The organism is Paenibacillus sp. BR2-3 (assembly GCF_046529485.1).
In the GTDB taxonomy this organism is placed as follows: Bacteria; Bacillota; Bacilli; order Paenibacillales; family Paenibacillaceae; genus Paenibacillus_AQ.
Map to the genome: position 1 here is coordinate 2,855,820 of NZ_CP126311.1, position 15,242 is coordinate 2,871,061.

Annotated in this window: 16 protein-coding genes, 1 pseudogene and 1 riboswitch; of the genes and pseudogenes, 12 read left to right on the top strand and 5 right to left on the bottom strand. The window is 47.6% G+C overall.

Annotated elements, in window-relative coordinates; genetic code table 11:
- Window positions 1-4: 4 nt before the first annotated feature.
- Window positions 5-1,501, top strand: a complete 1,497-nt coding sequence (locus tag PaeBR_RS13675; RefSeq protein WP_410511137.1) for an MDR family MFS transporter — start codon at window positions 5-7, stop codon at window positions 1,499-1,501.
- A 53-nt stretch (window positions 1,502-1,554) separates the two neighbouring features.
- On the opposite strand, the gene PaeBR_RS13680 is transcribed toward PaeBR_RS13675, so the two are convergent.
- Window positions 1,555-2,448 (bottom strand): DMT family transporter, encoded by an 894-nt coding sequence (locus tag PaeBR_RS13680; RefSeq protein WP_410515182.1) that lies wholly within the window; start codon window positions 2,446-2,448, stop codon window positions 1,555-1,557.
- A 133-nt stretch (window positions 2,449-2,581) separates the two neighbouring features.
- Between PaeBR_RS13680 and PaeBR_RS13685 the strand changes: the two genes are divergently transcribed.
- From PaeBR_RS13685 to PaeBR_RS13700, 4 genes and pseudogenes are all read left to right on the top strand, one after another.
- On the top strand, window positions 2,582-3,457 hold the full coding sequence (locus PaeBR_RS13685; RefSeq protein WP_410511138.1) for a LysR family transcriptional regulator: 876 nt from the start codon (window positions 2,582-2,584) through the stop codon (window positions 3,455-3,457).
- A 37-nt stretch (window positions 3,458-3,494) separates the two neighbouring features.
- Window positions 3,495-4,421 carry an AEC family transporter gene (locus PaeBR_RS13690; RefSeq protein ID WP_410511139.1) on the top strand — a complete coding sequence of 309 codons (927 nt, stop codon included), beginning with the start codon at window positions 3,495-3,497 and terminating at the stop codon, window positions 4,419-4,421.
- On the top strand, window positions 4,403-5,128 hold the full coding sequence (locus PaeBR_RS13695; RefSeq protein ID WP_410511140.1) for a substrate-binding domain-containing protein: 726 nt from the start codon (window positions 4,403-4,405) through the stop codon (window positions 5,126-5,128). The genes PaeBR_RS13690 and PaeBR_RS13695 overlap by 19 nt, the downstream gene beginning before the upstream one ends.
- A gap of 86 nt (window positions 5,129-5,214) precedes the next feature.
- Window positions 5,215-5,592, top strand: a pseudogene (locus tag PaeBR_RS13700) (aldo/keto reductase); the annotation flags it as partial.
- 9 nt (window positions 5,593-5,601) lie between these two features.
- On the opposite strand, the gene PaeBR_RS13705 reads toward PaeBR_RS13700, so the two are convergent.
- The 3 genes from PaeBR_RS13705 to nagZ all read right to left on the bottom strand — a co-directional run bounded on the left by PaeBR_RS13705 (window position 5,602) and on the right by nagZ (window position 7,847).
- A complete protein-coding gene (locus PaeBR_RS13705) occupies window positions 5,602-5,928 on the bottom strand; it encodes an AzlD domain-containing protein (protein WP_410511141.1) in 327 nt (108 codons plus the stop codon).
- A complete protein-coding gene (locus tag PaeBR_RS13710) occupies window positions 5,919-6,653 on the bottom strand; it encodes an AzlC family ABC transporter permease (protein WP_410511142.1) in 735 nt (244 codons plus the stop codon). Before PaeBR_RS13710 ends, PaeBR_RS13705 begins: the two co-directional genes overlap by 10 nt.
- A 123-nt stretch (window positions 6,654-6,776) precedes the next feature.
- A complete protein-coding gene (nagZ, locus tag PaeBR_RS13715) occupies window positions 6,777-7,847 on the bottom strand; it encodes a beta-N-acetylhexosaminidase (protein ID WP_410511143.1) in 1,071 nt (356 codons plus the stop codon).
- A gap of 34 nt (window positions 7,848-7,881) precedes the next feature.
- Here nagZ and PaeBR_RS13720 point away from each other — a divergent pair, with 34 nt between their 5' ends.
- The 7 genes from PaeBR_RS13720 to PaeBR_RS13750 all read left to right on the top strand — a co-directional run bounded on the left by PaeBR_RS13720 (window position 7,882) and on the right by PaeBR_RS13750 (window position 14,184).
- Complete coding sequence (locus tag PaeBR_RS13720) at window positions 7,882-8,187, top strand: hypothetical protein (protein WP_410511144.1); 306 nt, start codon at window positions 7,882-7,884, stop codon at window positions 8,185-8,187.
- 52 nt (window positions 8,188-8,239) lie between these two features.
- The gene (locus tag PaeBR_RS13725; RefSeq protein ID WP_410511145.1) at window positions 8,240-8,743 is read left to right on the top strand and encodes a ferritin; all 504 of its coding nucleotides are present in this window, start codon (window positions 8,240-8,242) and stop codon (window positions 8,741-8,743) included.
- Window positions 8,744-8,982: 239 nt separating this feature from the next.
- Window positions 8,983-9,846, top strand: a complete 864-nt coding sequence (locus PaeBR_RS13730; protein ID WP_410511146.1) for a cation diffusion facilitator family transporter — start codon at window positions 8,983-8,985, stop codon at window positions 9,844-9,846.
- Window positions 9,847-9,969: 123 nt separating this feature from the next.
- Window positions 9,970-10,380, top strand: a complete 411-nt coding sequence (locus PaeBR_RS13735; protein ID WP_410511147.1) for a bacteriohemerythrin — start codon at window positions 9,970-9,972, stop codon at window positions 10,378-10,380.
- A 153-nt stretch (window positions 10,381-10,533) separates the two neighbouring features.
- Window positions 10,534-11,376: a hypothetical protein gene (locus PaeBR_RS13740; RefSeq protein WP_410511148.1), complete on the top strand. Its 843-nt coding sequence runs from the start codon at window positions 10,534-10,536 to the stop codon at window positions 11,374-11,376.
- A gap of 167 nt (window positions 11,377-11,543) precedes the next feature.
- Window positions 11,544-12,755, top strand: a complete 1,212-nt coding sequence (locus tag PaeBR_RS13745; RefSeq protein ID WP_410511149.1) for a metallophosphoesterase — start codon at window positions 11,544-11,546, stop codon at window positions 12,753-12,755.
- A 2-nt stretch (window positions 12,756-12,757) separates the two neighbouring features.
- Window positions 12,758-12,819, top strand: a riboswitch (Fluoride riboswitch).
- Between the two features lie 57 nt (window positions 12,820-12,876).
- Complete coding sequence (locus PaeBR_RS13750; protein WP_410511150.1) at window positions 12,877-14,184, top strand: voltage-gated chloride channel family protein; 1,308 nt, start codon at window positions 12,877-12,879, stop codon at window positions 14,182-14,184.
- A 7-nt stretch (window positions 14,185-14,191) separates the two neighbouring features.
- Here PaeBR_RS13750 and PaeBR_RS13755 read toward each other — a convergent pair whose 3' ends face one another.
- Window positions 14,192-15,082, bottom strand: coding sequence for a LysR substrate-binding domain-containing protein (locus tag PaeBR_RS13755; protein WP_410511151.1), 891 nt, complete (start codon window positions 15,080-15,082; stop codon window positions 14,192-14,194).
- Between the last annotated feature and the right edge of the window lie 160 nt (window positions 15,083-15,242).

Below are 15,242 nucleotides of genomic sequence, written 5' to 3' on the forward strand. Positions count from 1 at the left end.
CATAATGTCAAAAACAATTACCGGGAATAGCGCTCCTAATGAGCAGCCGTTCTCGTTAAAAGCGATCATACCGCCGCTTATGGCGATCATCGTAGGGATGATCATGGTCATTCTGGATAGTACGGTAGTAAACGTAGCAGTGCCGAATTTGGTAGAATACTTTTCCTCGGATCTCAAAACAATTCAGTGGGCCATTACCGGTTATACTCTGGCGCTGTCAGCGGTGATTCCATTGGCAGGGTGGATGACGGATAAGTTCGGTTCAAAGCAGGTATTTCTGGCGACCGTTACTATGTTTGTCCTTGGATCGATGCTCTGTTCCCTGTCCCAGACCTCGACTCAGCTTATCATTTTCCGGGTCATTCAAGGCTTGGGAGGAGGTATGATTGCTCCAATCGGGTTGGCAATGGTGTTTAGACTTGCTCCTCCGGAACGCCGCGGCTCCATCATGGGCATGCTCGGTGTTCCCATGCTGCTTGCTCCGGCATTAGGTCCTATACTATCAGGATGGCTGGTGGAATATGCCAGCTGGCATTGGATTTTTCTGATTAACCTGCCGATTGGCATTGTCGGAATCATTCTTGGTGTTAAATATTTGCCGAAAACAGAGAAGAAGCAGGCCCCTCATCTCGATCTGCTTGGCATAATCTTGGCCCCGATCGCTTTTGCCAGTCTGGCGTATGGTGTGAATCAGGGAGGTGGCACAAGCTGGACTTCTACCGGCGCCATTTGGGGGCTGTCTGTAGGGGGTACTGCACTTATTTTGTTTATCATTGTAGAGCTTCTTCAGAAGCATCCATTACTGGAGCTGCGCGTTTTCCGTTCCTCGGATTTCACGCGCGGGATCGTTCTTACCTGGGTCATGCAAGCTGCTCTATTTGGTTCCATGCTGTTCGTACCGCTGTATCTGCAGCAAATTCGCCAGTATACGCCTCTGGAGACGGGGTTGATTCTACTCCCTCAAGCACTTTCATCTGGTATCGGCATGCCTTTGGGCGGACGTTTGTTTGACAAGATTGGCGCACGTCCGGTAGCTTTTGTCGGACTGACCTTTATTTCGACTTCCCTATATCTATTGTCTGGAATCACAGTGGATACTAGCCTCCCTATTATTGTAATGTGTCTTGCTTTGCTGGGTCTGGGCATGGGCTTATCCATGATGCCGCTGAATACGCATGTGCTGAATTCGGCTCCCCGGGAATGGGTCGGACGGGTTACGCCATTGACGGCAGCTGCGCAGCAGGTAGTCGTTTCTTTTGCTGTAGCAGGAATGACAGGCTATCTAACAAGTCAAATTGATGTACACATGGGTGAAATGACAGAAGGCGGCAACCCGCTGGTGTCAGCAGTAATGGGATTTAATGATGTATTTTTTCTGTCCGCCTTTATTGCAATTGCCGGGGTTGTGATGAGCTTAATCCTGCGCAAGCCGAAAATGGAGGATCTGACACCCTCGAAAGAGGCCAAGAAGGCTGATCCGGCGATGATGATAGGCCATTAAGATCCTTATAAAGTGTTAATAAAAAAGAACACATTCTCTGCTCCACAGCCGTGCTATGCTTCATAGTCGTGTGGGCAGGAAAAGTGTTCTTTTTTTATATTGGCCTTTCCTAACAGCTCTGAAGCGAGAATCCCAAGCAGCACTAATGCGGCACCGGCGTATCCTTGCACTGACAGCTGTTCCCCGGCAAACCAGTAACCGAAAAAGGCAGCGAATACCGGCTCCAGGGAAAAAATCAATCCCGTGCGGGTGGGCGAGGTGTATTTCTGTGCGATGGGCTGCAGGATAAATCCGCAGGCGCTGCAAAGAATGCCAAGGGCAAGGATCGCAATCCAGCCCGGGACCGAGGAGGGCAAAGCAGGAGTTTCCCATACAGCAGAAAGGATCCATGCGAATCCGCCGGTAAAACCGAGCTGGACCATGCCGAGATTGAGCGTATCACAGCTTTTGACCGCTTTTCCGGTCACCAGAATATGTACGGCATAAAATAGGGCAGCCAGAATACAGAGTAAATCCCCAGGCTGCATGTGCAGGGAGGAATTAAGGGTGAGTCCAATTCCGGTTATGGCCAGCAGGGAACCGAACAGCTGCTGAAGTTGGGATCTTTTTCTAAAGACAAGCACCTCAATCATGGGTACGAATATGACAGTCAAAGCAACGAGAAAGCCTGCATTTGAGGTCGTGGTTGTCTTGAGGCCGTATGTAATACAGGTAAATACTGCTAGCAGCAGAAAGCCGAGTACAGCCCCATATTTCAGTGTGCCGGCATTCACATTCCGCAAACGCTTGTAGAAAATGACTCCCGCTGCTATAAACGCAAGTCCGAAACGGAGAGCAATCAGATTGAACTCACCCAGCGTATTCAGACCCATTTTCATAAACAGATAGGAAGAACCCCAGAACATCGTAACCAATAATAGCAGCAGCTCCGCCTTGTGCGGTTTCATCTCATCATCTTCCTTCTTCATTTCAGCTGAATATAGTATAATACGTTCTGATACATAAATTAATTGAATGTTTCTCATGCGATACATGAGTGATTTTCATGCATTGGGTCTTTGAAGAGTGGGAGGAACAGGGATGAGCATCAGCAAATACGAGGTTTTCTTGAAGGTAGTAGAACTGGGCAGCCTGACCAAGGCCGCAGATGCGCTGGGCTTTACACAGTCCGGCATTAGCCACACGATCAGCAGTCTGGAGAACCAGTTCGGCTTCCCCCTGTTAATCCGCAACCGGTCGGGAATAAAATTAACGGTGAACGGAGAGCAGGTTCTGCAGCCGATCCGGGAGATTTTGAAGTGGAATGAGCAGTTGAAGCAGGAGGTTGCCCACATTCATGGATTGGAGGTTGGCACCCTGACGATTGGGACCTTCACCAGCGTATCCGTGCATTGGCTTCCCGGCATGATCAAGCAATTTCGTGCGGACTATCCGCAGATTGAATTCAAGCTGATGGAAGGAGATTATCGGGAAATTGAGCATTGGATAGAGACCGGAGTGATCGATTGCGGGTTTATATCGCTGCCTACACGCGACCATTTCGACGTTTTTCCACTAAAGAAGGACCGGATGCTTGGAATTGTGTCTAAGGATCACCCGCTTAGCGGACAGCCCTATCTTTCCTTCTCGCAAATGGTTAACGAGGATTTCATTATCCCGAAGGAAGGTTCAGATTATGATGTCAGGCGTGTCCTGGACAAGGCTGGAATGAAACCCAATGTTAAGTTCTCGGCAGGAGATGATTATGCTATTATTGCAATGGTGGAGAAGGGGCTTGGAATCAGTATTTTGCCGGAAATGGTGCTTCAAGGCCGGAATCACAACGTCACTCTTCTGGAGCTGGAGGAACGCAGCTTTCGGTCTCTGGGTATTGCCGTTAACTCTATGAAGTATGCTTCCCCTGCTGCTAAAAGATTCGTGAAGCATGTTCAATCGTGGGTGGAGCCGAAATCTTAACGCATAGAATACATTCAAAGGGGATTATCATTTTATCATGGTTATATTTACAACAATACTCTTAAACAATGTCATACCCTTATTCATTGTCATCTTTCTCGGCGCTGTGCTGTACCGGGCCTTTAAGCTGGATATTAAAACCTTGTCGAAAATCAGCTTCTTTCTGTTAACGCCAGCCGTAGTATTTCATTTGCTATATAGCACCGAAATTTCATTCCTTTTGTTCGGACAAATCATGCTGTTCTTTTGCATGTTTATGCTGCTTCAATATGGGGTTCTGGAAATTGTGATCCGGATTCGCGGCTTGCAGGAGGGGATGAAGGCTGCTCTACGCAACAGTGTGTTGTTCGCCAATAGTGCCAATTACGGGCTGCCGATCAATCAATTGGCCTTCTCCGGCAATCCGCTAACTCTATCCGTTCAAGTAGTAATTCTGGTGCTGCAGTCGTTCCTGCCTAACACCTATGGAATTTATAGTGTAAATTCTCATAAGAGCAGTTTCCGGTCCATGTTCAGAACAATCGCAAGCCAGCCCGTTATTTATGCTATTCCTATCGCCCTTCTCATGAGGGGACTTCAAATTCCGCTTCCGAACTTTCTGGCAACACCGATTACATATATTACTGATGCTTTTATAGGACTTGCCCTTATTACGCTTGGTGTGCAGCTCGGTTCTATGAAATGGTCCATGCCTACCGGTAAAATCATTGATTTAACTCTTTCTGTAACGCTGAGACTGCTCGTTGGACCTGCTATTGCTGCATTAACCCTATGGATGCTCGGAATGGATGGTCTTGTTGCCAAAGCGCTAGTTGTATCCTCAGCCGTACCGACCTCTTTAAGCTCCGTATTGTTAGCCGTCGAGTTCGACAATGAGCCGGAGTTTTCTTCACAGGCCGTTTTCTTCTCCACGTTGATAAGCACGCTCACAGTGACATTAATGATATGGATGCTTCACATTTAAGCCGCAAACTCGGCGTGAAATACAGATTATGGATTGACGGCTGCATTATTCTGGGGGCCAAGGATGAGTCTGATGAATTACTGGCTCTCCGGCAACTCAGAGAGGAAGGGCATCCCTTTTGTCTGATCAACCAGCACTTTGAAGGAGAGAACTTCCATGAAGTAGATGCAGATCACGAGACTGGCAGTTGGCAGGCCGTCAAGCATTTACTGGGGCAGGGCTTCCGCAGGATTGCCTTTCTGAATGGTCCGCCGGAATACTCCAACAGCCGTGACCGCATGAAAGGTTATGCCCGGGCGCATGAAGAAGAGGGGCTTCACTGGAACCCTGCCTTACAGTTTCAAGGTAACTTCAGCCGCCGAAGCGGGGTGCAGGCCGCCGCAGAAATGGTGACAGTACTGGATAGCATTGATGCTGTATTCGCAGCCAATGACCGGATGGCGATTGGATTGCAGCAGGGGTTCCGGGAGCTGGGAATTCAGGGGAACCGGATGCCTGCCATCGTCGGTTATGATGATTCGGATGCAGCCGAGCTGACCTTGCCCGCACTGAGCAGTGTGCGTGTCCCCTTTTACCAGCTGGGCGAAATTGCAGCAGCCCGGGTTCTGCAGATGTTGGAGGTTGGAGCTGTAGTACCCTTCGAAAGTGAACGCATTCAGATTAAACTGCCTACCGAGCTTGTTGTTCGTGCCTCATCTTGTCCGTAAGAAATGCTTGATTGCTTGCGTACCATAACTTGAAGAATATTCAAGGAGGAGTAAGGCTGAAACAGCATCGTATCGGAATGATCGGCTGTGAAGCGGAGGGAGTTGGCGTCATACCTTGGAGTCCGCTTGCCCGGGGCCGCTTAACCCGTGACTGGGAGGAGACCAGTTTGCGGTCTGAAACGGATGAATTCGGAAAGCTCCTGTACAGCAAAACTGATGAAGCTGATCGCATTGTCGCGCTTCGCGTGAAAGAAATTGCCGAAGAACGGGGAGTTCCGCGTGCGCAGGTGGCACTGGCCTGGGTGCTGCATAAGAAGTCTGTAACTGCCCCCATCATAGGAGCAACAAAAACACATCATCTGGAGGATGCGGCAGCTGCTGTTTCACTCCGGCTAAGTACAGCTGAGATTCAGCGTCTAGAGGAGCCTTATGTCCCGCATCCGGTAATCGGCGGATTGAATTAAATAACAGAATCAGAAGAAATAGCGCAGGACCATTAAAGAAATGATCCCTGTAATGACTGTTCCAAGCAAGCTGCGTGTCTTCACGGCAACGAAAAAAGCGGGCAGGGCGGCCAGCAGCTCTGCCTTATTAGAAGAAATGGAGAGATTGCCATCCTGAATAAACAGCTCCTCCGCTACAAGTGCTGCCATGACTGCAATGGGCACATAATTTAACCAGCGCATGCCCCACTCCGGAATATTAATCCGGCTCAGAAGCATAAGTGGAAGAACCCTGGGAATGAAAGTAACCAAGGCAGCACCTGCAATAATTAAGAAGATTTCCATTCTTATTTCCACTTTTCAATCACCATTCCTATCGTTGATGCTACGATTGTAGCCGCAATCACGCCCATACTGGGTGACACTGCCAAAGAAACGCCGACCGCTACGAGTACGGCAATACATCCAACCAAGATATCGAGTGCGAATTTGCTTCTGCTGAGGATGGTTAGAACCAATAATCCAATGAACATCGCAGGCAGTGCGAAATCAAGTCCGAATTTCTCCGGATTCGTTATCCATTGTCCCAGAAAAGCTCCGGCTATATTGGCAATGATCCAATTCAGATAAGCGGTAATATTCAAGCCGTGCATCCATTTTTCACTGATATTTTTCTTCCTGGCGCTTTCATTAATGGCCACACCAAAGGTCTCATCGGTAAGCAGTGACCCGATCAGCATATTTCGAAGTGGAGTAAGCTGACGGAAATAGGGAGACAAGGCGGCACTAAGCAGCAAATGCCGCAGATTTACGAAAAGAATAGTAATAATAATACTCATGCCGGTACTTCCAGCCGCTATCATCCCCGCAGCAATAAACTGGGCGGAACCGGCATACAGAATGATGGACATCATCGCGATTTCAGGTATAGAAAGCCCTGCGGTTTTCTCAACAACACCGGCCGCAAAGCCGATACTTAAATATCCCAGCAGTGTAGGGAGACAATCCTTGACCCCCTTCATAAAGCTATCCTCACTCCCTGGGGCCGCATGTGATTCTATCCTTGCGGTCTCCAGCTTCATTTCATTTCCCCCTTTTACGCCGCCTTCTCATCATTGAAGACAATCTATATCTCTATCTATCTCATGCCAAAGTACAACTACTATAAAAGTTAATTAAATATCTGTCAATCCGCAGCGGTTTGCTTACTTATAAATTTGTTTGCGCCATTCACGGATATCCTGATTGAGAGAAGTTAAATCCGGCACCGGCAACGGCTTGTCGGATAGGTCGTATTTGCTTTTCAATGATAAAATCCGGTATACACTCTCATCTATGCGGGATTCCGAAATCGAACCGTTCTTCACACTTTGCAGGATTTGGTTATAAACAAGCTTCTCGTTGTCATATCCGTGTGCAACCAGCAGAATGTCGCTGCCTGCCTTTATGGTGTCTATTGCAGCAGCAGCCAGATCAAAATGCTTGATGATCGCGCCCATGGTCAAATCATCTGTGATGACAACACCCTGATAGCCCATCTCTCCTCGGAGTTGTTTCCCAATGATAACCTTTGAGAGAGAAGCCGGCTTGTCTGGATCAATCTTTGGAAAAAGAATATGAGCGACCATTACGGCTTCGGCCTGCGCCTGAATAGCGGCCTGGAAAGGGAGCCATTCCAGCTTTGCCAGCTGTTCCGCATTTTTGTTGACGACTGGCAGCTCAAGATGGGAATCCACAGAGGTATCCCCGTGTCCCGGGAAATGCTTGATAACCGGAATAACACCTTCGCTTCGCAGACCTTTCATTTCAGCAAGTCCCATCCCACTAACTGCAGCAGCCGTGCTGCCAAATGCCCGGTCGCCGATGATTGGGTTTTTAGGATTACTGTTCACATCCATTACCGGTGCAAAGTTCATATTGTACCCTGTTGCCGCCAGCTCTCTGCCGAGCAATTTCCCCATCGTTTGGGCCAAACGGATGTTTTTGGTGCCGCCTACCACTTTATTGGAAGGAATAGAGACAAATTCCTCCGGCATACGGCTGACCTTTCCACCTTCCTGATCGACACTGATGAACAATGGAACCGAATTCACCTTGTTACTCTCTTTCAGTTTATTAATAAGCTTAACCATTCCCTGAAGATTAGTAATATTATCTGCATACAGGATGATGCCGCCGACCTTGTCTTTGGTAATCATCCTTTTGGCGTTAGCATCAAGCGAGGTTCCGTCAATGCCCACCAGCAGCATTTGCCCGATTTTCTCTTCAAGTGTCATGTTTGCAATCTTTAAAATAAGGGGGTCAGACGCTTTGGAGGGTGCAGGAGATGGTGACTCGGGCCTTGCCATCGTAACTTTTGAGGGAGCGGAGGGCTCAGCTATCGGCGTGGCTGTTCCTGCTTGGCCGTTATTGTTACTGCCGCAGCCGGATAAGGTGAGCGTTGTAAGCAATACAAGACAGAGGAGAAGAGCATGGCCTTTAGTGTTTTTTATTCCAAATAAGTTCAAAACCGGCATGGTTTCTTCATCGTCCTTTCCAACTTTGCTTGGATCAGTTTTGTCTGTAATCAACTATAACTCTAACTGCGAGTTGCTGACAAATGGGCACGGGTGTTAAGATGAAGGAGTACTAAGGATATCCATAATTTGAAATTGAGGTGATGTACTTAATGAAGAACGAATTAGTGGACGCACTTAATGAACAAATGAACTTTGAGTTTTATTCGGCACATGTGTATCTTGCAATGGCAGCGTATTGTTCCAGCGAGAGTCTGGACGGGTTCGCGAATTTCTTCCTTGTTCAGGCAGAAGAAGAACGTTTTCATGCGATGAAAATGTACAGGTTCCTGAATGACCGCAGCTTCCGTGCGACACTGGCTGCATTGCCGGAGCCCAAGAACGTGTATGAATCCATGCTGGACGCCTTTGAGCACGCTTTTGCCCACGAACAGCAGAATACCAAGAAATTCTACCATTTAGCCGACCTGGCCCTGGATGAACGGGAGCATGCAACGATTTATTTCCTGAAATGGTTCATTGATGAGCAGGTTGAAGAAGAAGCGCTCTTCAGCAACATCATCCAGAAACTCAAACGGATTGATAAAGACAGCAACGCTTTCTACATGCTGGATGCTGAATTTGCAGCTCGTTCGTTTACAGCACCAGCGGAATAAGCAAGAAGAACGTCGCCCGAAAAGCCTGAGTTCTCAGGCTTTTTTTGTTGCGCAGCGGAACCTGAATTGACGGAAAGTTGAGCAAGGGAAAACTATGTTGCATGCAGCAAAACAATTTTAACGCACCAACTCTATTTGGCAGGGAGAACTATTACGTCTCTCTGCAAAACTGTTTCTCTAGACCCACCCAATCTCCGGCGTGTAGTATGGAACGATACTATTCTTTGGAGGTACTCATTTTGGAAACTTACAAGACAATCAAACAGGGTGAAAGAGGAGCCTGGGTTAGCATAATCGCTTATATTTTTCTGTCCGCTATTAAGCTGTTCATAGGGACGATTTCCGGGTCACAAGCGCTGCTCGCCGACGGGCTTAACAACAGTACAGATATTGTAGCTTCCATCGCCGTTCTGGCTGGACTGAAAATTTCAAAAAGACCCCCCGACTCCAATCACGGCTACGGGCACTTCAGAGCGGAAACTATCGCCTCATTGGTGGCCTCTTTCATTATGATCATTGTTGGATTTCAGGTTTTGTATCAGGGAGTGAACAAGTTTGTTCAACCCGCTCATGAAACTCCGGATCTTCTCGCAGCCTGGACAGCAGCCTTCAGTGCCTTGGTTATGATCGCCGTGTATTCCTATAATCTAAAGCTGGCCCGAACCATTAACAGCAACGCCATGATGGCAGTTGCACAGGACAACCGCTCGGATGCTTTGGTAAGCATTGGGGCATTTGTAGGCATTCTTGGCTCTCAGTTTGGCATTCCATGGCTGGATCCTCTGACCGCAACGATAGTAGGTCTTATGATCTGCAAAACGGCCTGGGATATTTTCCGTAAAGCCTCCCACGATTTGACGGATGGCTTCGATGCCGAAAAGCTGGAGATGATGAAACAAACCGTAGCTGAAATCGAAGGCGTACGATCGATAAAGGATATTAAGGCCCGCATACACGGCAACAATGTGCTCGTGGATACAACGGTGCTGGTAGATCATTCGCTTAACGTGGTCCAGAGCCATGAAATTACAGAAGAAATAGAGGATCAATTAAAAGTGCAGCATCAGGTCGCAAATGTCCATGTACATATTGAACCTCTGTGATCTTCCTGAAAGTTCATGTTGAATAATGTCGTGTGATGTACTTAACTGCTCTATCCGGCCCGAATGGTAGAGAATATAGTAAATTTCACAACATGAAAAATATGGAAGAGGACGTGAGCGGGAATGATCGCATGGAAGGATTCGTATGATATCGGGGTAGAGACGATTGACTGTCAGCATCGGCAGCTGCTAGTGAAACTGAATGATTTTTTCGAGGCTTGTACGAACCAGCAGGGTAAGGAAAAGATCAACGAAACGCTGAAATTTCTGAAGGATTACACCATCGAGCATTTTGGCAGCGAGGAGCAGTTGATGAAGGATATTGATTTCCCTGAATTAGCAGAGCACCAGGCTACCCATGCTGAATTTGTGAAAACCGTTCTGGACCTGGAGGAAGCGATCAATACCAAAGGAGTCTCCATTCTCTCGACCATCAAGCTGAACCGTACCCTCACGGACTGGCTTTTGAACCACATCAACAAATGCGATCAACTGATTGGCGATTGCATCGCTAAGCGGAATGCGAGCGCATAGACAAACCCTTTAAAAGAAGATGCCCACCAGCATCTTCTTTTTTTTCGTTGTAAAACGTACATTCAGATACTTTTCAGCGGAGATTCAGCGAATCTTCAGCCAAGCTGGTTATTCTTAACATGCAGCATCATCCAATAATCAGGAGGTATGAGAATGAACAGAAAACGAAGTATTTTAGTAGCGAGTGCCATAGCTCTTGCTGTAACTGCAGGTAGCGGAGTCGTCATGATAGGAAACGTAAGTGCTGCAGAGGTTGTGAAGAAAGTCGGAGATCACCTTGGGGGCAAAGGAGCTTTACGGGGGAAGATAGCGAATACTGAATTGGCGGCTCTGCTGGGATTAACCACCGACGCATTGAAGACCGCGCTGCAATCCGGCAAGTCGCTTGCTGTTATTGCAGGTGAACAAGGGGTGGACGTGCAGAAGGTGATCGATCTTCAGATTACTGCGCTGACAGCAGAACTGGATAAGAAGCTCGCGGCGGACAAGATCACTCAGACAGAATATGATACACAGAAAGCTACACTCACCACCAGAGCAACAAATGATGTGAATACTGCTTTTAGTGGCAGGGCGGAAAAAGGATTTGGAGGGCGCGGCGGATTCGGACATGTCGACCTTTTCAATAATGCAGATTTAGCCGCACTGCTCGGAACGACAACCGAGGCACTGAAAACAGCCCTAACTTCCGGAAAATCGTTAGCCACTCTTGCCGGTGAGAAAAATGTTACCGTACAAGCTGTTACTGATCTATTGACGAGCCAAGTGAAAAAGGAATTGGATCAAAAGCTGGCGGCCGGAACGATTACACAGGCGCAGTATGATGAACACAAAGCAAAGTTCTCCACCAGAGTTTCCGAGATGGTTAATAACACATTTACGGGGAAAGAAGGAGATGGGGGCAGAGGAAAGCACGGAAATCGAGGTGATCGGGGATCTACGGGAGCTGCCCAAACGGCTCCTGCGGATGCTGCATCGGGTGCTTCAGCTTCATAAAATAGGTTTAATTTAAACCGCTGAGTATTTAATGAAAGACTGATTCTCCTTTAGTGGTGGAATCAGTCTTTTGTGCGTTCTTAGGAACAAAGTTGTAATAACAACAGGGATTGACTATAATATTGAGCGATTAGCACATCGCAGGATTTTCAAAAGGGGAACGTGAAATGAAGACAAAAAGACTCATCGCCTCAATATCCATAGCGGTTATTGTTCTAGGACTCGTTAACTTCTATATCGGGTTTCACATTTGGCTTTTCCTTCAAGCTTTGCTGCCGGAGTTCCCTTCAGGTATCTTCTGGACTGTATTCCTGTTGATTGCTTTTGCCTATGTTATTGGTTATATTTCCTGGCCTCAGCCGTTGCGCCCGATCGCCCGATTGTTCAAAGTCATAGGTTCCTATTACCTGGCCTTCATGGAGTTTGCAGTGATTATGCTGCCGGTTACGGATCTTCTGTATGGGCTGCTTGGCGTCCTTGGCCTGGATAGGAATGATTATGTAACTGAAGCAGGGGGCGTTCTGCTGGTCTTATTAATCCTCTTTATGGTGTGGGGCTCAAGGAATGCCTGGAGCACTGTTGTGCGGAATCATACTTTGCAGATAGACAAGTCCATAGGGAATAGCTCACCGCTTACGATCGCCGTTGCTTCCGACCTGCATTTGGGTAATATTGTGGGAAACAGGCATTTGAAAAGAATGGTTATGCGCATCAACGAAATGAACCCCGATGTCATCCTGCTGGCTGGCGACGTGCTGGATGATAGTATCGAACCTTTCATCCGCAATCGTATGAGTGAGACGCTTCGGCAGCTGAAAGCAAGATATGGCATTTATGCTGTCCTGGGCAATCATGAATATTACGGAGGTTCGATTGAGCAATACACGGAATTAATGAAAAGCATCGGCATCCGTGTTTTGCAGGATGAAGTTGTAGAGGTGGCAGGCACCTATATTGCAGGCCGGAAAGATAAGAGCGCGGAGACGATGGAGGCAACAGGCAGAGTTAGTGTACCCGTGCTTTTGGAGGGAATTGATCATTCGCGGCCCGTCATTATGATGGATCACCAGCCTACCGGGTTTGATATCGCAGCCAAGGCGGGAGTGGACATTCTGCTGTCAGGACATACCCACCGGGGACAAATTGCTCCTAACCACTGGATTACCAGACGTCTCTTCGAGCTGGATTGGGGCTATCTGCTGAAGGAAAAACTCCATATTGTCGTTTCCTCCGGTTTCGGAACCTGGGGACCGCCGATACGGCTCGCCAGCCGTTCGGAAATTATTAAGCTGGAGGTTATGCTGGAAGGCAGCAAAAGATACAGGGATGAAGCATTTACAACTGGATTGACCAAAATAGCAATTACAGATATATTATAAGAAGTTGATAAGGCGATGGAGTTCGCCATAACCGCCGGCAACGGCTAATGACTCCTACCAGCGATTCATCTGCTGGTAGGGGTCTGTTTTTTATGAAAACCAAGAAAGTCCTTAAGGAGATATGCTGCCGATGCAACTATTCAGATTACGCTGGTTATTATGGAGAACTTTTTTGAAATGGATTCTATTAGGAAGCGGTGTGGGTATTTTGAGCGGGACGGCCTCCGCCTTCTTCCTCATCAGCCTGGAGTATGTGACCGATCAGAGAACCGAACATCCGTGGCTGTTATTTCTGTTGCCTGCCGGTGGTGCGTTTGTCAGTTTTCTGTACCTGAAGCTGGGAAAGAACAGTGCCAAGGGCAATAACCTGATCCTGGAACAGATCAACGACGGCAAGGAAACGATTCCCCTGCGTATGGCGCCTCTAGTGCTGTTGGGAACCTTGATTACACACCTGTTCGGAGGCTCTGCAGGCCGTGAAGGTACTGCTGTGCAGATGGGAGGGAGTCTGGCTGAAGGCTTTGGGAAGCTATTGCGAGTCAGTCCGGTTGACCGGAGAATCCTGTTAATTTGCGGAATTAGCGGCGGGTTTGGATCTATTTTTGGAACGCCCCTGGCAGGTACTGTATTTGGACTTGAAGTGCTGGCTATCGGTTTAATTAGTCATGAAGCCCTGCTGCCTGCCTTTGTTGCCAGCTATGTAGGTCATTTAGTAACAACCTCCTTCTGGGGAGTATCCCATATTCAATATCAGGTGGGAGCGGTACCCGATCTTTCTGCCCTTGTGCTGCTTAAGGTGATATTTGCATCGCTGCTATTCGGATTAACCAGTATTTTGTTCAGCGAGTTAACGCACGCACTTAAGAAAGGATATAGCTATTTATTCCGGAACCCTATGATTAAAAGCGCCGTAGGCGGTTTAATTATTATCGGCTTGGTGTACTTGCTGGGAACAAGAGATTATTTGGGACTCGGTCTCCCGCTTATTCAGGACTCGTTCGGTGAGGGGGTCTCTCCGTTCGCGTTCCTGTGGAAGCTGATCTTTACTTCACTTACATTAGGGGCCGGTTTCCAGGGCGGTGAGGTTACTCCTTTATTTGCTATAGGGGCGACTTTGGGGAATGCGTTATCCGGCTTCTTGCATTTATATGGTCCATTTTTGGCTTCCCTTGGCTTTATCGCTGTATTTTGCGGCGCAACCAACACGCCTATCGCTTGTTTTCTTATGGGCATCGAATTGTTCGGATCGAGTGGGGCGGTTTATATGTTCATTGCTTGTCTCGTCAGCTATTTGTTCTCCGGCCATACAGGTATTTATACCTCTCAACAGATCGGGATTTCCAAATCACATTTGATACAGATTCCGCAAGGCGCAACTCTCGGTTCGATAAAGCTTGGCAAGAAAAAGAAACCCGGGAGCGGGAAATAAGTGAAGGTCAGATGTCCTTTTTCACAACAAACAGCTTTTGCATAAAAACGGTGAGTGCCATTGAAGATGTGCTTTCTTTATGACGTATGATCGAAAAGTCTCTTTCCAGAAAATGATGCCTGATCCGCAGTTCTTTTATCTCGCCGCCAGCCAGTTCTTTTCGTACAATTGATCTAGAGAGCATGGCTATACCTAAACCGGCATTCACAGCTTCCTTGACACCTTGGCTGCTGTTAAAGACATAGGATCTCTTTATCGAAATAGCCGCTTCCTGCATGAAATGATCACTAAAGGCGCGGGTTCCCGAGCCATGTTCCCTCAGTACCCATACCTGATCCTGCAGCATGTCCTGCTCCACTACCAAGGTTTCCGATAATGGATGACCAGACGAAGAGACCACGATCATCTCATCTTTCATGTATGGGATTACGGTCAAGTCTGAAACCTGTGACTCACCTTCGATAAAGCCAATATCCAGCTGATTGGAACGAACAGCCCCAATTATTTCCTCCGTATTGCCGATGGTAACCTGAAGGTTGACTTGCGGATATTGATTCGCGAATTCTGCAAGTTTTGCCGGCAAAATATACTCCCCGATTGTGAAGCTGGCCCCGATATGAATACTGCCTGTTACTTCATCCCGAAGCATTTTAATTTCCTGACCCGCTTGTTCGTAGTGGGCTAATATTTGCTTGGCATGCTTGAAAAGAATAGCTCCCGCTTCTGTCAAACGCACCTGCTTAGGCGAACGATGCAGCAGCTTTGCACCGAGCTCATTCTCCAGATTCCGGATATGCAGACTGACTCCGGGCTGGGAAAGGTTGAGTAGCTCCCCCGCTTTGGAGAAATGACTTTGCTCTGCTACGGTAACGAACACTCGTAAGGCATCCACAATCATAATAATCCCTCATTATTAATTAATATTAAAGACACTCAAACACGGATAACTAAGGTCATTTTAGCATAGATATTCATTTAATCATAAGTTTTTGTAATGGTACAAATAGCAAAGCTGTATTTCACTTCCTCCACCGATGCTTCTATAGTGAAGCTATACC